Consider the following 19,036-nt stretch of genomic DNA (forward strand, 5'->3'; position numbering starts at 1 on the left):
GAGTGATGAAGGCCAAAGATTTGCGTGAGCGCACCACGGAGCATCTGGTCGAGCTGGAAAGAACGCTTGCGGGCGAGGTCTTTCAATCTCGGTTCAAGAATTTCACCAATCGTCTGAACGACACGGCGAGCATTCGAAAGGCTCGCCGCGATCTGGCACGGGTGAAGACGATTCTCACTGAACGCGCTGGCATCAGTGAAGGTCAGACTCAAGCAGCGGAAGATAAGGCGTAGTCATGGCCAAGAAGAGTGAGACCAAGCAAGGATCACCCAAGGCGGAAACGACCGCCGTGGCTGATGGCCAGAAGAATCTCGCGCCTGCTCAGCCCGGAACCACGGAGAATTCTGCCTCCGGGCCGAGCGATGTCGCGAAATCGCACGGTTTCCGACGCAAGCTCATTGGTCGCGTGACCAGCAGCAAGATGCAGAAGACGGTGGTCGTCGAGGTCGTACGAAACGCTCTCGACCCCGTCTACAAGAAGTACGTGCGGCAGCGCGAGCGTTACAAGGCCCATGATGAGCAGGGTCAATACAAGGTAGGAGATCGAGTCGAAATCACAGAGCATCGCCCGATCTCGCGAGAGAAGCGCTGGCTGGTGACGAAGCTGATTGCTCGACCGGTGGAGGAGTAACAGCAATGATTCAGGTCTCTACCCATCTCGAGGTTGCTGATAACTCGGGTGCACGGGTCGTCAAGTGCATCAAGGTCCTCGGTGGCTCTCGACGAAAGTATGCCGCGCTCGGAGACGTGATCGTCGTCTCGATCAAAGAGGCGATGCCAGGAACCAAGGTCAAGAAAGGCGACACTGCGCGTGCAGTGGTCGTCCGTACGGCCCGTGAGTACCTGCGATCAGACGGCAGCTACATCAAGTTCGATACGAACAGCGCCGTACTGATCAACAAAGAAAAAGAGCCGATTGGGACCCGAATCTTCGGGCCAGTTGCTCGTGAACTTCGTGCGAAGAAGTTCATGAAGATCATTTCGCTTGCGCCGGAGGTGCTGTGATGCAGCGACTCAAAGTGGGCGATTTGGTCCAGGTCATCAGTGGTAAGGACCGAGGCAAGCAGGGCAGAATTGTCCGCTTGCTCCTTGATGACAACAAAGCTGTCGTCGAGGGAGTCAACATGGTGACTCGCCATCAGCGTCCCAGCCCTCAGAATCAGGAGGGGGGAAAGGTCACCAAGGAAGCTGCGATCCACGTGTGCAAGCTGATGCCGGTCGATCCTGCCACTGGGAAGCCGACCCGTGTCAAGATCCGTGTGGCTGACGACGGTAAACCCCAAAGAGTCGCGAAGAGCGGCTCCGCAATCACTCAAGGCTGAGCCATGGCTGACAAGAAGGACAAGACGTCGAAGGACGCGAAAGCCAAAGAGAAAGCCAGGGCGCAGACCCAGTCGTCGAAAGGTGCTCAAGCAAAGTCCCAGGCAACTGGGAAGTCGCGCGAGCGGAGCGCAGGCAGCGCGAATGTCGACGTCGCTGGAGCGACTGGAGGGCGGGAGCTGCCGGAAGGATACGTTCCGCGCCTACGGCAGCACTATCGGCAGAGCGTGGTTCCGGCTCTCTCGAAACGATTCGGCTACGCGAACCCGATGATGGTTCCGCGTCTCGAGAAGGTCGTTTTGAACATGGGGTTGGGGTCTGCCGTGCAGAACCCCAAGGTCATTGATTCGGCCGTTGAGGACCTTCGCGCAGTATCCGGCCAGAAGCCGGTTGTGACGAGAGCGCGGAAGTCGATCGCTACATTCAAGTTGAGAGAGAATCTACCGATCGGTGTAATGGTCACTCTCCGTGCCGAACGGATGTGGGAGTTCATTGATCGTCTCATCGCTTTCTCGTTGCCTCGTGTGCGCGACTTCAAGGGCGTGAGCCCGAAGGGGTTTGACGGAAAAGGCAACTTCACGATGGGTTTGCGAGAGCAAATCATTTTTCCGGAGATCGACTACGACAAGATCGATGTCGTGAAGGGAATGAATATTTCCTTTGTCACGACTGCTCGGACCGATGAAGAGGGACGGGCGTTGCTCACCGAACTCGGGATCCCGTTCAGGCACTGACAAGGACTTTCGACGATGGCCCGTGCAAAAGAATTCGCGAAGCTGAACCGTCCGCCGAAGTTCGCGGTCCGGCACCGAAATCGCTGCAAGGTGTGTGGGCGTTCGCGCGCCTACTACCGAGACTTCGAACTTTGTCGTGTTTGCTTGCGGCTCTTCGCGTTGCGCGGGGAGCTCCCGGGCGTAATCAAGGCCAGCTGGTGATCCCATGATGACCGATCCCATCGCCGACATGCTGACCAGAATCCGTAACGCGGCACTCGCACGCCATGACCGTACGGATGTCCCCGCGAGTCGGATGAAGGCAGCAGTGGCAAACATTCTCAAGTCTGAAGGTTTCATCGCAGACGTCCGAGAGACGGAAGGCGACGGCCCGAAGAAGTTGACCATTGTTTTGAAGTATGGCCGCGATCGTCAGTCGGCAATTGATGGCGTCAAGCGGATTTCTCGCCCCGGACGACGGGTTTACGTCCGTCACGACGGCATCCCGCGTGTACGCAGCGGTCTTGGTATCTCCATCCTGAGCACGTCTCACGGCATCATGAGTGACCGCGAGGCGCGTCGGATGAAGATCGGTGGCGAGCTCCTCTGTGAGGTGTGGTGATGAGCGCCCAAGTTTCGGACGGCAACGAGCCGAACAAAGTCGGGGTGAAGACCTCTCGCGTAGGAAAGCGCCCCGTGGAGCTCCCGAAAGGAGTCTCCGCGACCATCTCGGGTCAGAAAATCGAGGTCAAGGGTCCGAAGGGACAGCTGGCCCGACCGATTGCTCCGACGGTCAATATCAAGCTCGAGGCAGGTAAACTGCTCATTGCTTCAGATGCATCGGGACGCGATGCATCTCGGCTGCAGGGACTCATGCGAGCACTGGTGGCTGGCATGGTGAAGGGCGTTGCCGACGGCTACGAACGCATCCTGGAGCTGAAGGGCACCGGGTACCGTGTCGAACAGAAGGGGACGACTCTCACCTTCGCTCTCGGGTACTCCCATCCCGTCGTCTTCGACGTGCCAAAAGGCCTGACGGCGTCGATTCCAGGCGACTCCAAGGGCACGGTCCTCGTCCTTCAAGGGGCGGACAAAGAGCTGATCGGACAAACTGCCGCCAAGATCCGAGGGTTCCGACCCCCGGAGCCCTACGGTGGAAAGGGAGTCCGCTACCGTGGTGAGCGCGTTCGTGAGAAGGCGGGCAAGGCCGGCAAGGGCGGGAAGAAGTAGCCATGGGTATGAGGATTGTCGGTAGAGAGCGCCGCAAGCTCCGGATTCGAAAGCACGTGCGCGGCGTTCCGGAGAGACCGCGCATGAGCGTGTTTCGGAGCGCAAAACACATCTACGCCCAAGTCATCGATGATTCGTCAGGTCGGACGCTTGCCTGCGCTTCGACCCTCTCGAAGGAAGTCGAGGGATCTTCGAACGATGAAGGTGGCAAGGTCGCGGCAGCGAGAAAAGTCGGGGAGCTGATTGCTCGGATCTGCAAAGACCGAGACATCCGTCGCGTCGTCTTCGATCGTAATGGGTACTTGTACCACGGTCGCGTGCGAGCGCTGGCCGAGGCCGCTCGTGAGGCTGGACTCGATTTCTGAGTAACGCTGGCTCCATCGTGCCAGTGACTTGAGAGTTTGCAGAGGGCGTTATGGCGTTCGATCAGGTCGACGAAGAGAAGCTCAAAGAGCGAGTCATCCATATCAACCGTGTCGCTAAAGTGGTGAAGGGTGGCCGCCGCTTCAGCTTTTCGGCTCTGGTGGTCGTGGGCGATGAGGCCGGCCACGTAGGGGTTGGTCTCGGGAAAGCGAACGAGGTGCCCGAAGCCATCCGCAAAGGAAACGATCAGGCCCGCAAGAACCTGTTTCGCGTCCCTCTGGATGGCGCCACGATTCCCCACGAGAGTCAGGGTCACATCGGCGCAGGGCAGGTGCTCCTGAAGCCGGCGAGCCCTGGGACCGGCGTTATCGCAGGTGGAGCTGTGCGAGCGGTGGTTGAATCCGCTGGCATTCACGATGTTCTCTCCAAGTCCCTGGGTTCCACGAACCCTCACAACGTCGTCCACGCAACCGTGGCAGCCTTGAAGGGATTGCGAGCGCCTGAGGTGATCGCGAACCGGCGTTCAATGGCCACCGATGATCTCGGCTGGCAGCGTAAGGGAGGGGGAATTACTGGCCGGAAGCGGCTCAGTTCGGTTCCCAAAGCCCCCGATGGTTCGACAACCGGCACTGAAGGGAGTGGAACATGAGCTCCAAACTTCGGGTTCGTCAGCGTGCTAGTGTCATTGGCCGACCGGAGCCCGTGCGGCGAGTCATCAAGGGATTGGGTCTGCGTGGTCCTGGTTCCTCAGTTGAAGTCGCCAATACCCCCTCATTCAGGGGTATGATCAAAAAAGTACTGCACCTGGTCGTTGTTGAAGAGGTCAACGAGACCGCAAGTTGAACGCTGTAGCGTTGCGACTCGAACGTGGCCTCGTGACGACAGAGTAGAGTAACTACCATGGACATTCTAGCAAAGCTCCAGCCTCCCATTGGTGCAGTCCGAAAGAAGACGCGTGTCGGTCGCGGCCCGGGTTCCGGACTTGGAAAGACGGCCGGCAGAGGGCAAAAGGGCCAGAAGGCTCGCTCGACCGGCAACATCGGAAAGAAGCACTTCCAAGGTGGGCAGACTCCCATTCAGCGACGGTTGCCAAAGCGAGGATTTCGCAATCCTTTCGGCGACATTGTTGCCACGTTGAATGTGGGTGCGCTCGAAGTCTTTAACGATGGCGACCACGTGGACCTGGCCTCGCTGCGCCAGAAGCGACTGATTCGCGGTCGCTTCGATGCCGTCAAAGTCCTTGGAAACGGGGATTTGACCAAGCGGCTCACCGTGAGCGCACATCAATTCTCCCGTAGTGCGCTGTCGAAGATTGAAGCCGCTGGAGGCAAAGCCGTTCCGGTTGCGCGAATCGCTTCGGATGCAGCTTCAACAGAAGCATCCGCATCCGTGTAATTGTCACGTCCAGTAACACCACTTCCCCCCTAGGCCTGCGTCCATCATGGCTAGTCTCTCGGGCATCACCAGTTTTTATAAGGTCCCGGAGCTACGGCGGCGTGTGCTCTTCACGCTGGTGATGCTCGCTGTGTACCGCGTGGGCGTCTTCGTCACCGTTCCGGGCGTGGACCGAACTGCGATGAAGCAGTTTGTGAAGACGCAGGGCGGCGTCGTGGGCTTCTTCAACATGTTCACGGGGGGAGCCCTCGAACAGCTTTCCATTTTTGCGCTGGGCATCATGCCCTACATCTCGGCTTCAATCATTCTGCAGTTGATGGGAATGGTGTACAAGCCGGTCGAGGAGCTTCGTAAGGAAGGCGAACAGGGGCGAAGAAAGCTCGACCAGTACACTCGTTATGGAACGGTCGCATTGTCGATGTTCCAAGCCTTCACCATTGCCACATGGCTGGAGGGAAGCACCACGGGTGATGTTGGTGCAGGAATCGTCAACCACCCGGGATTCGGGTTCAGGTTGATGACGATGGTCACGCTGACGACCGGAACGGCATTTTTGATGTGGATCGGTGAACAGATCACAGAGAGAGGCATCTCGAATGGGATCTCTCTCCTGATCTTCGCCGGTATCATCGCGGATATCCCCTCATCCATCTTCCAGTACTTCGCGTCGAATGCCGGTAACATTCAGCCGCTGACCATCGCTGTCATCGTCGCCTTCGTCATTCTGATCATTGGCACTGTTGCATTCTTCGAGAACGGCCGTCGTCAAATCCCGATCGTATACTCGAGGCGGCAAGTCGGTCGACGAGTATATGGGGGACAAACGGCTCACCTTCCGTTGAAGGTAAACACTGCGGGGACGATTCCTCCGATCTTCGCGTCTTCGCTGCTGATGTTTCCTGCAACCTTGGCGAACATGAATGTTCCGGGAGCAGACAAGCTTCAGGCAATCATCAATAGGGGCGACTGGGTCTTCAATACAGGTTACGCGCTCCTGATCGTCTTCTTTTGCTTCTTTTACACAAATGTCACGTTCCAGCCTGTCGATGTGGCGGAGAATCTGAAGAAGCAGCAAGCGAATATTCCAGGCGTTCGGCCTGGCAAACAGACTGCTGACTACATTCACCGAGTCATTCAGCGCATCACGTTCGGTGGCGCCATGTACGTGGCAGCTGTCTGCGTCCTGCCCGCCATCTTCGGCAGCATGATGCGGATCCAGTTCAGTTTCGGCGGGACTTCGTTGATGATCGTCGTTGGTGTGGCCCTCGATGCGGTCAATCAAATCGAAGCCCACATGCTTACTCGGAGCTACGAGGGCCTCACGGGACCGGGAGCTGGTAGAATTCGGGGTCGCCAGGTTCAGGACGTGTGAGTAGGGAGATTTCCATGATCGTGATCTTGCTCGGCCCGCCTGGCTCGGGAAAAGGCACGCAAGCACGGGTTGTATGCCAGGAGCTCGGCAATGTCCCGCAGCTTGCCACCGGAGACATGCTTCGGGAGGCCAAGCGGGCGGGCACGCTTGAAAGGCATTATCTCGATGTCATGGATGCCGGAGGCTTGCTTCCTGATGAGGCTGTTGTTGGACTGATTGAACGGCGCATCGCAGAGCCTGATTGTTCGCGTGGGTTTCTGTTGGACGGCTTCCCGAGATCAACCGGTCAAGCTCAGGCCTTGGATGAGATGCTCTCCAAGCGGAGCCTCAATATCGACGCTGTCGTACTTTTGGACGTTCCACGTACTCTTCTCGAGGAACGAGTCATCCACCGTCGAATCGATAAAGCCGGTGGACAAATCTATCATCTTCTGTACAATCCACCGCCCCCCAACGTAGAGTTGGAGCATCGTGCGGACGATCGATCTGAGGCGGTAAAAAAACGACTCGACAGCTACGAAGCGATAACAGCGGCGCTCCTGCCATTCTATGAGCAGAGAGGGCTCCTGCGGCAGATCGATGGCGTTGGAACGCCCGAGGATGTCACGCGGAGAATCATGGTCGCAATCACGGACCCGGAGTACTTGGTGCAGGGTGGGAAATACACGGGTCAAGCATGAGGCGCTCCAAGCAAAATAAGCCTCCGAAAGAACCCAAGGGCGACAAGCTCGAGTTTGACGGGGTCGTGCAGGAAGCGCTCCCCAACGCCATGTTCCGTGTCAAGGCGGATAATGGACTTGGTGTATTGGCAACGATAAGTGGACGAATGCGGCAGTACTATATCAAGATTCTGCCGGGTGATCGGGTTACCGTCGAGGTGTCTCCGTACGACCCGAGTCGCGGTCGGATTACTTATCGACACAAGTGACGATACTTGTAGGCATACAGCTGGGAGGCTCACCGTGAAGGTGCGACCGAGCGTCAAGAAGATCTGCGATAAGTGCAAAGTAGTTCGTCGTCGTGGTGTAGTTCGCATCATCTGCGAGAACCCACGCCACAAGCAGCGGCAGGGGAACTAGATCTCAGCGGAACCCCTGTTCCACAAAGCATCTTGGAGTGACTGATGGCTCGCATTGCTGGTGTCGATCTCCCCCGACGGAAGCATCTCGTTTTCGCCCTGCCGTACATCTACGGTATCGGTAACACGCTCGCGAAGCAGATCTGCTCGAAAGCAGGCATCGCAGAGAGTAAGCGAGTGGAGGAGCTCTCGGATGCAGAGATCAAGCTCATCCGCGACCTGCTCGATGCCGACTACAAGGTTGAAGGTGATCTGCGGCGTGAAGTTCAGCTGAACATCAAGCGACTGATGGATCTTGGCTGTTACCGGGGGTTGAGGCACCGTCGCGGTCTGCCCGTGAACGGACAGCGGACCCACACCAATGCCCGCACGCGGAAAGGCCCTCGTAAGGGCATGCTCGCGCGGCGTAAGTAGTAGAGAAAGACGGAGCCATGGCGCAAGCGAAGACCGCGGGAAAAGTCAAACAGAAGAAGAAGGTTAAGAAGAATATTGCGGCTGGGATTGCCCATATTCAGTCTACCTTCAACAACACGGTCGTGACGATCACCGACATCAACGGGAACGCCATCTCTTGGTCCTCGGCAGGTGCACGCGGATTCAAGGGTTCCCGTAAGTCGACGCCTTTTGCGGCACAGCTTGCCGCAGAGGAAGCTGCAAGACGTGCTCAGGAGCACGGAATGCGCTCCGTGGCAGTCTTTGTGAATGGGCCGGGAGCCGGACGTGAGAGTGCTCTTAGAGCGCTTCAGACGGCAGGCTTCAAGGTGACACTCATTCGTGATGTGACTCCGATTCCCCACAATGGTTGCCGCCCGCCCAAGCGACGGCGTGTGTGAGCTTCTCTCTTCTACATTCCCGATGGTCCTTGAATGATCATCGGGTGATGCAGTGAGGGACTGAAGTTTCGGTCCGCTTGAGCCTATCCGCCGCATTAGCGGCGGATTTGACGATGAAGGCTCGCGTTGTCGTGAACGGAATGTCCCCCAAAGAAGCGTGAGATTTTCACCCGTTCAGGATCATGTCGGTTCAACTGTGCCGACTGTGATCTCTATCGCAGCGAGAAACTCGGGTAATAATCGGTTCTGAAATAACCGAAACCCTTTTTCTGCTGCCGTCGGATGTGAGAGTGAGGAGATCAAGACGCTAGGGTCCTGATGAGAGTTTTCTGATTTTCACAACTTGAGTGGTATCTGACGCGGGCAGAGGACGACGTGCCGGGCTGAGTGCAGTCGGCATGTGGGATCTTCGCGCGAATTGTCCGACCTCTGGAGGTGTAACGATGAGCAATTCAAATATGACGATGATTGCACGCAACTGGCGTGATTTGATCCGTCCCAAGGGAATCTCAGTCGATACTGAGACGACGACCGCATTTTACGCCAAGTTCACCTGCGAGCCTCTGGAGCGCGGATTCGGAATAACCATCGGGAACTCTCTCCGGCGCGTTCTTCTCTCCTCGCTACAAGGTGCTGCGGCGACGGCCATTCGTATTGAGGGTGCACTGCACGAGTTTACCTCGGTGCCTGATGTCGTCGAGGACGTGAGCGATATCATTCTCAACGTCAAAGAGATTGTTTTCAAGGCCGCCCAGCCCAAGACCTATAGCGTTCGGATCGACAAGGAAGGTCCCGGGCCTGTATACGCTCGCGACATTCAACTGGTCGATGGTTTGAGCGTCCTCAATCCCGACCATCTCATCGCCGTTCTCGATAAGAAGGGCCCGCTGTCGATGGAACTCACAGTGAATGTGGGCCGCGGCTATGTGCCTGCTGATCGGAACAAGACGCCGACGATGCCGATCGGAACCATTCCGATCGACGCTCTCTTCTCCCCCATCCGCAAGGTCAACTACACCGTCCAGAATGCTCGTGTGGGTCAGGTGACTGATTACGACAAACTGACCCTCGAGGTGTGGACGAATGGTTCCGTTGCTCCGTCCGATGCTGTCGCGTTCGCTGCGAAGATCCTCAAGGAGCAGCTTTCGATCTGGATCAACTTCGAGGAGAGTGAGGAGACGAGCTACCAGTCGACGATGACAGATGAGGAGCCTCTGAACGAGAATCTCTTCCGATCTGTTGAGGAGCTAGAGCTCAGTGTGCGATCTGCAAATTGTTTGCAGAATGCAAACATCACACTCATCGGCGAGCTGGTCCAGCGGACAGAGCAAGACATGCTGAAGACGAAGAACTTTGGCCGCAAGTCCTTGAAAGAAATCAAGGAGATCTTGGCCAATATGGGCTTGTCGCTAGGCATGAAGATCGATAACTGGCCGCAGCTCCTGGAGCGCTGGAAGGCGCAGCAGGCGCAGGCTTGAGGCGTTAGTGAGGGAGCACCATGCGGCATAGAAAATCAGGTAGGCAGTTCGGTAGAGACACGTCGAGCCGGCGAGCGATGCTTCGCAACCTCGCGGCGAACCTCGTCACGCATGAGCGGATTGAGACCACGGAGGCGAAGGCCAAGGAACTCCGTCGTGTCGCAGAGCGTCTGATTACAAAGGCTGTTCGCCTCGGCACCGTCGCTCATACGCCGGCACCATCCCTCAGCCCTGCTGATCGGGCGCGCCGACTTCATGTTGAGCGGCTACTGGGCTCTTACCTCCCTCGGTGGGGGGTGGCGGCTGATGGAACCAAGGTGGACATCATCGCCAAAGTGCTGGTGAATCTTTCGCGTCGTTTCGAGGGTCGTCCCGGTGGATATACCCGGATCATCAAGCTTGGCCCTCGTCGTGGCGATAATGCGCCGATGACGTTGATCGAGTTCATCGACGCAGCAGCTCTCCCCGAAGGGGGCCCGTCCGTCGCTGAGTCTGTTGCTTCACCGGAGCCAGCCAGCCCGGTGGGCACGGCTGGGTAAGACACCCAAGAAGCGACGTTTCGAAGTCAAAGCGATACCCTGAACTGAAGAGGCCATCGGTCAATCGATGGCCTCTTCTTTTTTGATGGCGCCGTTTGCGGATGCATCACGAGGTGTGAGCTTAGTTCTTCTCGGCCAGGCAACATAGGTCATTGCCAGAATCGCCATCAGACCGATCACCGCGGCATACGTGTACCGCTTCTGCTGCAGCTGCGGTTCTACGGGCGAGTCGCTCAGAGATTCTAGCGTTTGCTTGGCTAGCGCGTGAGCTGGGTTCAGCTCGAGTGCTCGTTTGAACGGGAAGCTGTCGGGCGTACCTTCTTGTAGGAGAAGTAGACCTTCCAGATAAGCAGCGTCTGATTCTGAGGCTTTCCGAGCATCCGATGAGGGAGGCAGATGCGCTGAAAGCCTGAGGGATTTGCGCATCAATCTCAGGGCTTCATTCAGTCGTGCTCGGTCGTTTTCGAGAGTTCGCGCGTGCTCAGCGTAGGCATCGCTCATACGGTCACGTCCGTCGAGCAATGGAGCTCTTGTGAGCACCGTGTCGAAAGCTTTGGTTGCCTCTGAGAAATGTCGTCCACTGGCGGAGGTCGTACCCTGGTCTATGAGGGCATTGACCTCGAGAAGCCGACTTCGATCGTGTGCGGCGAACAACTCTCGGGCAATTTGGTCCCAGGACCATTCACGCGGGGGCTTTGTGCCATTCATGTTCAGATAGGCATCTCGCAATTGCCAAAGGGCAGGTTCGCCAATTGCGGCTATCGCCTGGCGTGCGGCTTCACGCAAGCGCTCTCTTTCGCTGTTGCAGAAGCTCAAGATGACTCGAACGGCGTCCACGTCTCGAGTACGTCCGTACGCGCGCATGATGTCCGTCAGAACCTGAACATCGTCAGTCGACACGGCCTCACTCGGAATGGCACGACCCAGCTCATCAAGCTGACGTCGTGCCCAGCGTTGAACGCTCACGGCGTCGTGCTGCCGTGCTTCGAGCAATCCCGGCACTGCTTTGTCGCGCAAACGACCAATGTGTCGCTGCAGATCGAGCCGCAAAAGATCCCCGAAATAGGCATACATGGCGATGAGTTCTCGCGTGGCGGGCGTCGTCCCGATGGTTGCGAGGATGCGGTTCATCCCGAGAAGCTTCACCAGGTCACGCCACGAGGCGACGTCGGGATGGGGGTCGGCGAGAACAAAATCCAACCATTCGCCTGTTACTTCGTCAGCAGCCGGCTCGGAGCCCTTCTTTTGGCGGCTACTGCTCGAACCCTGGTGACGTTTGCGTGCAAGCGAGCGTGCATCACCCAGTATCCTTGCGGCGTCTTTGCGGTCGAGCGATCCGCGAATGTCCTGAACCCGCGCTCGGACGGCTCCGATCATGCCCAATGACGAACTCTCAAGTGATGGCAGTGAGCTCTGCCGCGCTTGAGCGTTTGGAGACGTGAGCTGGTCGAGAATGCGATCGAGCTCGCCGAGTTCATTGGGATCAGCCTCGGGTGGCGGGTCGAAGCGAAGAGCGGGCAGGGCAGGGGTAGAGCGTGAGGGAGCGACTACGCCGCCATTCCCCGCGTCGTTGCCCCACCCTGACTTGGTGAGGACGGATATCGTCAAAAGCGCCGCACAGGCGAGCGTCTGCTTCATGAGTCGCACTCTGTTTGCCCTAAAGGCGGCCCAACCCGATCGTGGCTAGGGTCAGCGGGATGGACTGTACTGCTGAATTGAGCGGGCGATCGCGCTTCCGTTCAGAATCGCGGCGAGGTGTTCCGGCCCATGGGCTGTCGCGTCATTCGACGATGCGAAAATCGAAATAGTCGCCCGAAAAACTGCGCCAGCGAACATCGACTCGCTCGACACGAGCCGCGCTCGGGCCTCGGTGGGCCCAACTTGCGAGCTCCTTCAGTTGATCTTCCTCGCCCTCTGCGAGGATCTCTACACCGCCGTCTGGTCGGTTTCTGACCCACCCACTGAGGCCAAGTCGTCTGCTTTCTCTCTGTGTTGAAGCGCGAAAGAAGACGCCCTGTACCCGACCACGGACGAAAATTTGGACCTGCTTGAGCCCCATGGACGTGATCAGGCTTAGTCCTGGCCCGATGGGGAGGCAACTTCGGAAGCGGAGATTGCCGCGGATTGACAGAGCAGACGTGCTTGGTAGAGTCGCGCGCAGTCGCCTGGCGGGAGCCGGTCGACCACATCACCGGTAAGCAGAACAGATGCTGAGCCTGCGCACATTGTAGGCCGGCTTGACCTGGGTAAGGGGTAGTTCACGCCTCCACCCAAGCTCCGCGGGAAAGCCTAGACGACCTGCCGACCCGCGACCTGCACGCAGAACGGATCCGGAACGTCCGGACATCACGCCCGCAACCCCAATCCCCAACCACCTCCACTGACGAAGCGTACAACTACAGTTTGTACGCAGTCATACCTTGGGAGCCGTCCCACCCATGCACCTCAAGGAACTGAAGCAGAAGTCGATGGCCGATCTGGTGCAGATGGCCAAGTCGCTGAACATCGAAGGCGCTGCCGGTTTGCGCAAGCAGGAGGTGATATTCGCCCTGCTTCAGGCACACGCGGCGAAAGATCAGCCTGTCTATGGTGAAGGTGTTCTGGAGTGCCTTCCAGACGGCTTCGGATTCCTGCGCGCACCTGATTACAACTACCTGCCGGGCCCTGACGACATCTACATCTCGCCATCGCAGATCCGGCGCTTCAATCTCCGCACTGGCGATAGTGTAAGTGGTTCGATCCGGCCACCGAAGGAGAGGGAAGCGTATTTTGCGCTGCTGAAGGTCGACAAGATCAATGGCGAAGCGCCGGAGGTCGCGAGGGACAAGATCCTTTTCGACAACCTGACGCCTCTCTATCCTCAGCAGAAGTTCGAGCTGGAGCACGGGCCGAAGTCGTTCTCCACGCGCATCATCGACATGCTTTGCCCCATCGGCAAAGGACAGCGATGCTTGATCGTCTCTCCCCCGCGAGCAGGCAAGACGGTGCTGCTTCAGCACCTTGCCAATGCAATCTCTTCGAATCATCCGGATACGACGCTCATTGTGTTGCTCATCGACGAGCGCCCGGAAGAAGTCACCGACATGCAGCGTACGGTGAAAGGAGAGGTCATCAGCTCCACCTTCGACGAGCCCCCCACGCGTCACGTCCAGGTGGCGGAGATGGTCATCGAGAAGGCCAAGCGCTTGGTGGAGCACAAGCACGACGTGGTGATCCTGCTCGACTCGATCACCAGGTTGGCCCGCGCCTACAACACGGTGGTCCCCCCGAGCGGCAAGATCCTCTCCGGCGGTGTCGACTCCAATGCCCTCCACAAGCCCAAGCGATTCTTTGGTGCCGCACGGAACGTGGAGGAGGGGGGGTCCCTCACCATTATCGCCACCGCCCTGGTCGACACGGGGTCCCGCATGGACGAGGTGATCTTCGAGGAGTTCAAGGGGACCGGCAACAGCGAGATCCATCTCGACCGTAAGTTGATGGAGAAGAGGATCTTCCCCTGCCTCGACATCAACAAGAGCGCGACCCGCAAGGAAGAGCTCTTGCTGCCCGAGTGGATCCTGCAGCGCGTCTGGCTACTTCGGCAGCTTCTGCACCCCCTCAACGTCATCGACTCCATGGAATTCTTGCTGGACAAGGTCAGCCGCACGGAGACCAATCAAGAGTTCCTCGAGAGCATGAACCAGTAAGACGTGATGCCCGTCAGACCCTCCCTCGCCGTACGAGGCGGGTTCTGGCGAGAGCGCGTCGTTCCTTCTGACGCGCTCCAACTCCTTCCGACGGCTGGTGTGGCATCTTCCCCGGACCTGCCCTGGCGCGACCGTCTCATGTTAGCGTTGAGCGGTGACCGCGAGGGGCAGCCGAAGCCGAGACGATGAGGCCCGGATCAAGCAGCTCGAGGAGCGCTTGGTCCGGGCCGAGAAGACGGCGCGTGCTCTCCAGGAAGTCGGCCTCGCGCTCGGCAGCATCCTCGATCTCGATCAGCTCCTCTCTCTCATCCTCGAAAAAATAGCGGAGCTGCTCGAAGCGGACCGAGCGACGCTCTATCTGCTCGATGAACAGCGAGAGCGTCTCCTATCGCGAATCACCGTCGGCGGTGAGACCCGGTCGATCGAGCTGCCCATAGGCGTCGGCATCGCTGGCCACGTGGCCAAAATAGGGCGGACCGTCAGGGTCAAGGACGCCTATCGTGATCGCCGCTTCGATCGTGGCTGGGACGAGCAGCATGGCTATCGGACCCGGTCGATTCTGGCCGCACCCATGAAGAACCACATCGGGCGCACGATTGGTGTGGTTCAAGTGCTCAACAAACGGGGCGAGCAAGAGTTCTCGCTTCACGATGAAGAGCTGCTCGAAGCGCTCGCCACCCAGGCAGCGATCTCCATCGACAATTCTCGGCTGTTTCTCTCGGTCATCCAGAAAAACATGCAGCTCGTCGAGACGAAGGAGCAGCTCGAGCATCGGGTCGCCGATCTGAAGCTGCTCTTCGACCTCGAGAGCGCCATGGGTCGGGCGGTCACCATGGAGGAGCTGGCGGAGGCCGTGCTGAGTGAGGCCGCGCGGGCGTGTGAAGCCAGAACGGGCGCAATGCTGGTAGACGAGGCCGAGTCGGGCGTCTTCGTCTACGTCCTCGAGCTGGATGGGACCACGTCCGCTGCCGACCCTCAGACGCTCTCGTCCGCTGCGGATCATAAGCCGGTGGTCCGGCGCTCCCCCTTGAAGCGAGGCGAGGGGCTGGTCGGCTGGGTCATGGTGCACGAAGAGTCCGTGATGGTGCAGCGCGGAGAGGGCAGCTCGGCGGCCTCGGCGGCCAACGGGAAAGTACACCTCGACTACTCCGAGCTACGGCACACGCAATCGGCTCCCACCGTGGACTCGGCGATTGCCGTTCCAATGTATGGCGAAGACGAGGTGCCGATTGGTGCCGTTGCCCTCTACAACTCGCGACACCCTGCTGGATTCACTCAAGACGACAGAGCACTCTTGCGGTTGGTGTCAGCCAACGCATCGACGGCGCTGCGGCTCTTTCGCTCTCGCATCGAGCGCGAGAGAACCGAACGCCTCACGTCGATAGGCCGCCTCCTCTCAGGGGTCATGCACGACATGAGGACCCCACTCACCGTGATCAGTGGATACGTGCAGCTGATGGCCACGGCGCCTGATCAGGCAACGCGGGAGGATCACGCGAAGTTGATCCTCAAGCAGTTCGATGCGATCAGCGCCATGCAACGGGAGGTACTCGAGTTCGCTCGTGGAGAGCGCAGCATCCTCCTCAGGAAGGTCTACCTGACGAAGTTCTTCGGCGATCTGGAGAAGCAGCTCGCGTCCGAGATCGAAGGCATGGGGGTGCAGCTGGTCATGGAACTCGAAGACCGAGGCATCGCCAGGTTCGATGAGGCAAAGCTGACGCGCGTCATGCACAACCTGGTCAGAAATGCTGCGGAGGCGATGCAGCCGGATGGCGGTCGGGTGACGATTCGTGCCCTCCGTGACGGCTCGGACCTCGTGGTGAGTGTCGCCGATACCGGGAGAGGTATCCCTCAGGAGATCCAGGCCAGACTCTTCAAGTCATTCACGACGGCAGGAAAGCGTGGTGGGACCGGCTTGGGGCTCGCGATCGTGAAAAAAATCGTGGACGAGCACGCTGGGAACATCGATGTGGAGTCGTCGGACAAGGGCGCGAAGTTCACGTTGAGGCTTCCACAAGAGACACCTCCGGCACGCCAGGCGTCCGCAGCTGGCAAGGCGAACAAGCTGCCCACAGCTGAACCGAGTGAGCGCGGGAAATCGTCTCCTAGCGGGCCAGGGCAGCGGGCGAAGCCGCCGCCGGCGAGACAAAGTGAGCGAGGACGGCGCTCCAGTCGTACCGAATCGTAGTCCGGAGTGTGCGTCAGGTGTTCTGCTTGCGTGCCACGTGCACGGGGAAGAAACTCGAATCATGCGCGAGCTTCGCCTTCCTCTCCTCGAGTCCAGCCAGGCGCAGCTCGAAAAATGCGTCTACTGCCCGAAGCTCTGCCGTGCGACGTGCCCGGTCTCCGAGGTAGAAGCCAGCGAGACGGTCACCCCCTGGGGGAAAATGTCGATGGCCTATTTTGCCGCGCGCGGCGACGTCCCCGTCGACGTCGAGCATGCGGCTCCTGCGTGGGCATGTTCGAACTGCTACGCGTGCACGGTGCGGTGCAACCACCGCAATGACGTCTCCGGAGTCCTCACCGATGCGCGCACCGAGCTGTTCGAGCGTGGGGCCGCGCCCCTGGCGGCTCAGCGGGTTGCGCGAGAATTTGCAGCCCACACGGCCACGCTCTCGCGTGCGGTGGACACGCTCGTGCGTGATACCCCACGCGCCCGAGATTCGGGCGGTGTGCGGACCCGTGACGGCGCGAGGAGCGTCCAGGTCCTGATCGGCTGCGGCTATGTGCGGCACGCTCCCGACGTGGCGCGCGACGCCCTCGACGCCGTCGAGGCGCTGACGGGTGCTCCCACGCGGGCTGTGCGTGCTTGCTGCGGGCTGCCCCTTCTCTACGCAGGGGACCAGCGCGGGTTCGCGGAGGCAGCCCGCCGGCTGGCAGCCGAGGTGCAGACGGTCGATGGCAGCGGCAACCACGACGCCGGCTCGCAACAGGTGCCAGCCCTCGTCGTCGTCGATCCGGGCTGTGCGAGGTCGCTGCTCGTCGAGTACCCACGCCTCGGGGTCAAGCTCCCCGCTCCCGCGCTGTTCGTGGACCTCGTGAGCGGCGCCCTCGACCGCCTCTCCCAGTCCGTCTCGGATCGTCGCCTCCGGTACCATGACCCCTGTCAACTGGGCCGAGGACTCAACCGCTACGACCAGCCACGCGCCATCCTGGCCCGGGTTTCTGGGCGACCCCCTGAAGAGTTCGCCTACCGACGTGAGCGCGCCGAGTGTAGCGGGGCTGGAGGACTTCTTCCGGCGACTCGCCCCGAGACCTCGGCGGGGATCGCCGAGCGTCGCCTCGAAGAGCACCGCTCGCTCGGAGGTGGCCTCCTCGTCACCCACTGCGCCCAGAGCCTCCGTCGTTTCCGCAGCCGAGGCGAGCCTGCCGAGGACCTCATCACCCTCGTCGCCGACGCCATCAAGCCCGCATGACGGGAGAACGCCGTGTCCGTCGCACCGTTGCCGGACGGCTGCTCGCGAGCTTCTTGATCGTCCTCGGGGCCTTCGCGCTGACGGTCGGCTGGAGCGTCCAGGCGCTGAGCGCTGGCTCTCGTGATGCCGAACTCCTCCGCGCAGGGTACGCCCCCTTGCTGCTGCGTGTCGGCGAGGTCCTCGCGGAACAGAACGTCTTCAATGCCCAGCTCAACCACATCACCGCCGCGCGCAACCCCGGCGATGTGCGAGAGTGGATAGAGACCGCCCGCCGGACACGCCCGATCGCCTTCTCGCTGGTGAGAGAAGCTGCAGAGCGGCTCACCGGCTCTGGCGCCGTGAGCGGCACCCAGCCGCTGTCGCCCCCTCCGATGCGTCAGTTCGGACAGGAGATCACGGCGGAAGTGGCGGCGATCGAGCGACTCCTCATCGCCGAACCGGAGCGTTTCGCGCAGCTCTTCCAGGCGCTGGCTGTCGGAGATCAAGACGCTGCCGAGCGCGCCCGTGGCGAACTGGTCAAGCGAGAGGCGGAAGGTGCGCAGCGACTCCGAGCCATCAAGAGTCGCCTGGAGGAGCGCATGGCGAGCCTGACCGCGACGGCCAAGGTCAGAGAAGAGCGCTCGATGCAGCTGCTCCTTGGCCTCGGTGCCCTGACCCTGCTGGTGGGCATCGGGACCTCGCTGCACGCCCGGCGCGTCCTCGCGCCGTTGACCGCGATGACGGAGCGAGCCAAGGCGGTCGCTCGTGGTGATCTCGCCCCCCACACCATCAAGGCCAACGACGACGAGATCGGTGAGCTCGCCACGACCTTCGAGAACATGGTGGCCGCGATCCGGCGCGCCCGTGCCGACCTGGTGCAGGCGGAGCGCCTCACCACCATCGGCAAGATGGCCGCCCACATCACCCACGAGATCCGCAACCCTCTCTCTTCCATCGGGCTCAACCTGGAGCTGCTCGAAGAGGAGATCGCAAAGCTCCAGGAAGGACGCGAGTCCGCGCAGCTCGTCTCCGCCATCCGAGCCGAAGTCGATCGCCTCTCCCGCATCGCGGAGCAGTACCTCAGCGTGGCCCGGCGCCCGCGACCTCAACGTCAACCCGAGCGACTGCAGGACCTGATCGAGGAGCTGACCGCATTCGTGGGCCCGGAGCTCGAGCGCGCCCACGTCGCGCTACGCGTGGAGACCGACGACCGCGAAGTGGACGTGCTGGTCGACGAGGCGCAGCTCCGCCAGGCGCTTCTCAACTTGATCCGCAACGCGCGCGAGGCCATGCCGCAGGGAGGTTCGATCACCATCGCGGTGCATCACCTGGCAAACAGCGCCGAGATCTCCGTCGACGATACCGGCCCGGGGATCCCTGAAGAGCTACGCGCATCCGTCTTCGACCCCTTCTTCACCACAAAGCAGCGGGGGACGGGCCTGGGCCTCGCGGTCACGCGGGAGATCATCGAGTCGCACGAGGGGACCATCGTCTGCGAGGCGCTGACCGCCGGTGGGACCCGCTTCCGCATCACGCTTCCCGCCGAAGAGAGCGACCCGCAGTGAACGACGCGCGTGCCCTCCACGGCGCTCGCGCGCGACCCACACCGCTCACGATGCTCTGGTGACGCAGCG

26 protein-coding genes are annotated in these 19,036 nt (G+C 60.1%); 24 read left to right on the top strand and 2 right to left on the bottom strand.

From position 1 onward, the window contains the following. Positions 1-5 precede the first annotated feature (5 nt). The 20 genes from rpmC (at position 6) to rplQ (ending at position 10,321) form a co-directional block, all read left to right on the top strand. On the top strand, positions 6-233 hold the full coding sequence (rpmC, locus tag CMC5_RS03705; RefSeq protein WP_050429123.1) for a 50S ribosomal protein L29: 228 nt from the start codon (positions 6-8) through the stop codon (positions 231-233). A gap of 2 nt (positions 234-235) precedes the next feature. After that, positions 236-631: a 30S ribosomal protein S17 gene (gene rpsQ / locus CMC5_RS49090; protein ID WP_082362214.1), complete on the top strand. Its 396-nt coding sequence runs from the start codon at positions 236-238 to the stop codon at positions 629-631. A 5-nt stretch (positions 632-636) separates the two neighbouring features. Continuing rightward, on the top strand, positions 637-1,005 hold the full coding sequence (gene rplN / locus CMC5_RS03715) for a 50S ribosomal protein L14 (RefSeq protein ID WP_050429124.1): 369 nt from the start codon (positions 637-639) through the stop codon (positions 1,003-1,005). Continuing rightward, complete coding sequence (rplX, locus tag CMC5_RS03720; RefSeq protein WP_050429125.1) at positions 1,005-1,322, top strand: 50S ribosomal protein L24; 318 nt, start codon at positions 1,005-1,007, stop codon at positions 1,320-1,322. The genes rplN and rplX overlap by 1 nt, the downstream gene beginning before the upstream one ends. A 177-nt stretch (positions 1,323-1,499) precedes the next feature. Beyond that, positions 1,500-2,054 carry a 50S ribosomal protein L5 gene (gene rplE, locus CMC5_RS03725; RefSeq protein ID WP_050435693.1) on the top strand — a complete coding sequence of 185 codons (555 nt, stop codon included), beginning with the start codon at positions 1,500-1,502 and terminating at the stop codon, positions 2,052-2,054. Positions 2,055-2,069: 15 nt separating this feature from the next. After that, positions 2,070-2,255, top strand: a complete 186-nt coding sequence (locus CMC5_RS41980) for a type Z 30S ribosomal protein S14 (protein ID WP_082362215.1) — start codon at positions 2,070-2,072, stop codon at positions 2,253-2,255. A 4-nt stretch (positions 2,256-2,259) separates the two neighbouring features. Then, positions 2,260-2,655 carry a 30S ribosomal protein S8 gene (gene rpsH / locus CMC5_RS03730; RefSeq protein WP_050429126.1) on the top strand — a complete coding sequence of 132 codons (396 nt, stop codon included), beginning with the start codon at positions 2,260-2,262 and terminating at the stop codon, positions 2,653-2,655. Next, positions 2,655-3,263 (top strand): 50S ribosomal protein L6, encoded by a 609-nt coding sequence (gene rplF, locus CMC5_RS03735; RefSeq protein WP_050429127.1) that lies wholly within the window; start codon positions 2,655-2,657, stop codon positions 3,261-3,263. The genes rpsH and rplF overlap by 1 nt, the downstream gene beginning before the upstream one ends. A gap of 2 nt (positions 3,264-3,265) precedes the next feature. Further along, entirely contained in the window at positions 3,266-3,628 is a 363-nt protein-coding gene (gene rplR, locus CMC5_RS03740; RefSeq protein WP_050429128.1) for a 50S ribosomal protein L18, read from the top strand. Positions 3,629-3,678: 50 nt separating this feature from the next. After that, positions 3,679-4,275 carry a 30S ribosomal protein S5 gene (gene rpsE / locus CMC5_RS03745; protein ID WP_050429129.1) on the top strand — a complete coding sequence of 199 codons (597 nt, stop codon included), beginning with the start codon at positions 3,679-3,681 and terminating at the stop codon, positions 4,273-4,275. Beyond that, entirely contained in the window at positions 4,272-4,469 is a 198-nt protein-coding gene (gene rpmD / locus CMC5_RS41985) for a 50S ribosomal protein L30 (RefSeq protein WP_082362216.1), read from the top strand. The genes rpsE and rpmD overlap by 4 nt, the downstream gene beginning before the upstream one ends. A gap of 57 nt (positions 4,470-4,526) precedes the next feature. Continuing rightward, positions 4,527-5,021: a 50S ribosomal protein L15 gene (rplO, locus tag CMC5_RS03750; RefSeq protein WP_050429130.1), complete on the top strand. Its 495-nt coding sequence runs from the start codon at positions 4,527-4,529 to the stop codon at positions 5,019-5,021. A gap of 46 nt (positions 5,022-5,067) precedes the next feature. Continuing rightward, on the top strand, positions 5,068-6,393 hold the full coding sequence (secY, locus tag CMC5_RS03755) for a preprotein translocase subunit SecY (RefSeq protein WP_050429131.1): 1,326 nt from the start codon (positions 5,068-5,070) through the stop codon (positions 6,391-6,393). 14 nt (positions 6,394-6,407) lie between these two features. Then, entirely contained in the window at positions 6,408-7,073 is a 666-nt protein-coding gene (locus CMC5_RS41990) for an adenylate kinase (RefSeq protein WP_082363380.1), read from the top strand. Beyond that, complete coding sequence (gene infA / locus CMC5_RS41995) at positions 7,070-7,321, top strand: translation initiation factor IF-1 (protein ID WP_081864786.1); 252 nt, start codon at positions 7,070-7,072, stop codon at positions 7,319-7,321. Before CMC5_RS41990 ends, infA begins: the two co-directional genes overlap by 4 nt. A gap of 34 nt (positions 7,322-7,355) precedes the next feature. Next, a complete protein-coding gene (rpmJ, locus tag CMC5_RS42000; protein WP_012240549.1) occupies positions 7,356-7,472 on the top strand; it encodes a 50S ribosomal protein L36 in 117 nt (38 codons plus the stop codon). Positions 7,473-7,516: 44 nt separating this feature from the next. Further along, a complete protein-coding gene (gene rpsM / locus CMC5_RS03765) occupies positions 7,517-7,885 on the top strand; it encodes a 30S ribosomal protein S13 (RefSeq protein WP_050429133.1) in 369 nt (122 codons plus the stop codon). 17 nt (positions 7,886-7,902) lie between these two features. Further along, positions 7,903-8,304 carry a 30S ribosomal protein S11 gene (gene rpsK, locus CMC5_RS03770; protein ID WP_050429134.1) on the top strand — a complete coding sequence of 134 codons (402 nt, stop codon included), beginning with the start codon at positions 7,903-7,905 and terminating at the stop codon, positions 8,302-8,304. Positions 8,305-8,747: 443 nt separating this feature from the next. Continuing rightward, positions 8,748-9,782 (top strand): DNA-directed RNA polymerase subunit alpha, encoded by a 1,035-nt coding sequence (locus CMC5_RS03775; protein ID WP_156338155.1) that lies wholly within the window; start codon positions 8,748-8,750, stop codon positions 9,780-9,782. Between the two features lie 20 nt (positions 9,783-9,802). Beyond that, a complete protein-coding gene (rplQ, locus tag CMC5_RS42005; RefSeq protein WP_082362217.1) occupies positions 9,803-10,321 on the top strand; it encodes a 50S ribosomal protein L17 in 519 nt (172 codons plus the stop codon). Between the two features lie 60 nt (positions 10,322-10,381). On the opposite strand, the gene CMC5_RS43955 is transcribed toward rplQ, so the two are convergent. Both CMC5_RS43955 and CMC5_RS42010 read right to left on the bottom strand, forming a co-directional pair. Further along, a complete protein-coding gene (locus CMC5_RS43955; protein ID WP_156338157.1) occupies positions 10,382-11,959 on the bottom strand; it encodes a HEAT repeat domain-containing protein in 1,578 nt (525 codons plus the stop codon). 142 nt (positions 11,960-12,101) lie between these two features. After that, the gene (locus tag CMC5_RS42010) at positions 12,102-12,380 is read right to left on the bottom strand and encodes an acylphosphatase (protein ID WP_082362218.1); all 279 of its coding nucleotides are present in this window, start codon (positions 12,378-12,380) and stop codon (positions 12,102-12,104) included. Between the two features lie 379 nt (positions 12,381-12,759). Between CMC5_RS42010 and rho the strand changes: the two genes are divergently transcribed. From rho to CMC5_RS03795, 4 genes are all read left to right on the top strand, one after another. Beyond that, positions 12,760-14,007 (top strand): transcription termination factor Rho, encoded by a 1,248-nt coding sequence (rho, locus tag CMC5_RS03780; RefSeq protein WP_050429136.1) that lies wholly within the window; start codon positions 12,760-12,762, stop codon positions 14,005-14,007. A gap of 154 nt (positions 14,008-14,161) precedes the next feature. Next, positions 14,162-16,195: a GAF domain-containing protein gene (locus tag CMC5_RS03785; protein ID WP_050429137.1), complete on the top strand. Its 2,034-nt coding sequence runs from the start codon at positions 14,162-14,164 to the stop codon at positions 16,193-16,195. 61 nt (positions 16,196-16,256) lie between these two features. Next, positions 16,257-17,423, top strand: coding sequence for a (Fe-S)-binding protein (locus CMC5_RS03790; RefSeq protein WP_050429138.1), 1,167 nt, complete (start codon positions 16,257-16,259; stop codon positions 17,421-17,423). Then, on the top strand, positions 17,420-18,967 hold the full coding sequence (locus CMC5_RS03795; protein ID WP_050429139.1) for a sensor histidine kinase: 1,548 nt from the start codon (positions 17,420-17,422) through the stop codon (positions 18,965-18,967). The genes CMC5_RS03790 and CMC5_RS03795 overlap by 4 nt, the downstream gene beginning before the upstream one ends. Positions 18,968-19,036 lie beyond the last annotated feature (69 nt).

It is taken from the genome of Chondromyces crocatus, from assembly GCF_001189295.1.
Lineage (GTDB): Bacteria > Myxococcota_A > Polyangia > Polyangiales > Polyangiaceae > Chondromyces > Chondromyces crocatus.

Coding starts and splice junctions, on each gene's coding strand:
- rpmC (WP_050429123.1), top strand. CDS start 6: ATGAAGGCCAAAGATTTGCGTGAGCGCACCACGGAGCATCTGGTCGAG.
- rpsQ (WP_082362214.1), top strand. CDS start 236: ATGGCCAAGAAGAGTGAGACCAAGCAAGGATCACCCAAGGCGGAAACG.
- rplN (WP_050429124.1), top strand. CDS start 637: ATGATTCAGGTCTCTACCCATCTCGAGGTTGCTGATAACTCGGGTGCA.
- rplX (WP_050429125.1), top strand. CDS start 1,005: ATGCAGCGACTCAAAGTGGGCGATTTGGTCCAGGTCATCAGTGGTAAG.
- CMC5_RS41980 (WP_082362215.1), top strand. CDS start 2,070: ATGGCCCGTGCAAAAGAATTCGCGAAGCTGAACCGTCCGCCGAAGTTC.
- rpsH (WP_050429126.1), top strand. CDS start 2,260: ATGATGACCGATCCCATCGCCGACATGCTGACCAGAATCCGTAACGCG.
- rplF (WP_050429127.1), top strand. CDS start 2,655: ATGAGCGCCCAAGTTTCGGACGGCAACGAGCCGAACAAAGTCGGGGTG.
- rplR (WP_050429128.1), top strand. CDS start 3,266: ATGGGTATGAGGATTGTCGGTAGAGAGCGCCGCAAGCTCCGGATTCGA.
- rpsE (WP_050429129.1), top strand. CDS start 3,679: ATGGCGTTCGATCAGGTCGACGAAGAGAAGCTCAAAGAGCGAGTCATC.
- rpmD (WP_082362216.1), top strand. CDS start 4,272: ATGAGCTCCAAACTTCGGGTTCGTCAGCGTGCTAGTGTCATTGGCCGA.
- rplO (WP_050429130.1), top strand. CDS start 4,527: ATGGACATTCTAGCAAAGCTCCAGCCTCCCATTGGTGCAGTCCGAAAG.
- secY (WP_050429131.1), top strand. CDS start 5,068: ATGGCTAGTCTCTCGGGCATCACCAGTTTTTATAAGGTCCCGGAGCTA.
- CMC5_RS41990 (WP_082363380.1), top strand. CDS start 6,408: ATGATCGTGATCTTGCTCGGCCCGCCTGGCTCGGGAAAAGGCACGCAA.
- infA (WP_081864786.1), top strand. CDS start 7,070: ATGAGGCGCTCCAAGCAAAATAAGCCTCCGAAAGAACCCAAGGGCGAC.
- rpsM (WP_050429133.1), top strand. CDS start 7,517: ATGGCTCGCATTGCTGGTGTCGATCTCCCCCGACGGAAGCATCTCGTT.
- rpsK (WP_050429134.1), top strand. CDS start 7,903: ATGGCGCAAGCGAAGACCGCGGGAAAAGTCAAACAGAAGAAGAAGGTT.
- CMC5_RS03775 (WP_156338155.1), top strand. CDS start 8,748: ATGAGCAATTCAAATATGACGATGATTGCACGCAACTGGCGTGATTTG.
- rplQ (WP_082362217.1), top strand. CDS start 9,803: ATGCGGCATAGAAAATCAGGTAGGCAGTTCGGTAGAGACACGTCGAGC.
- CMC5_RS43955 (WP_156338157.1), bottom strand. CDS start 11,959: ATGAAGCAGACGCTCGCCTGTGCGGCGCTTTTGACGATATCCGTCCTC.
- CMC5_RS42010 (WP_082362218.1), bottom strand. CDS start 12,380: ATGGGGCTCAAGCAGGTCCAAATTTTCGTCCGTGGTCGGGTACAGGGC.
- rho (WP_050429136.1), top strand. CDS start 12,760: ATGCACCTCAAGGAACTGAAGCAGAAGTCGATGGCCGATCTGGTGCAG.
- CMC5_RS03790 (WP_050429138.1), top strand. CDS start 16,257: ATGCGCGAGCTTCGCCTTCCTCTCCTCGAGTCCAGCCAGGCGCAGCTC.
- CMC5_RS03795 (WP_050429139.1), top strand. CDS start 17,420: ATGACGGGAGAACGCCGTGTCCGTCGCACCGTTGCCGGACGGCTGCTC.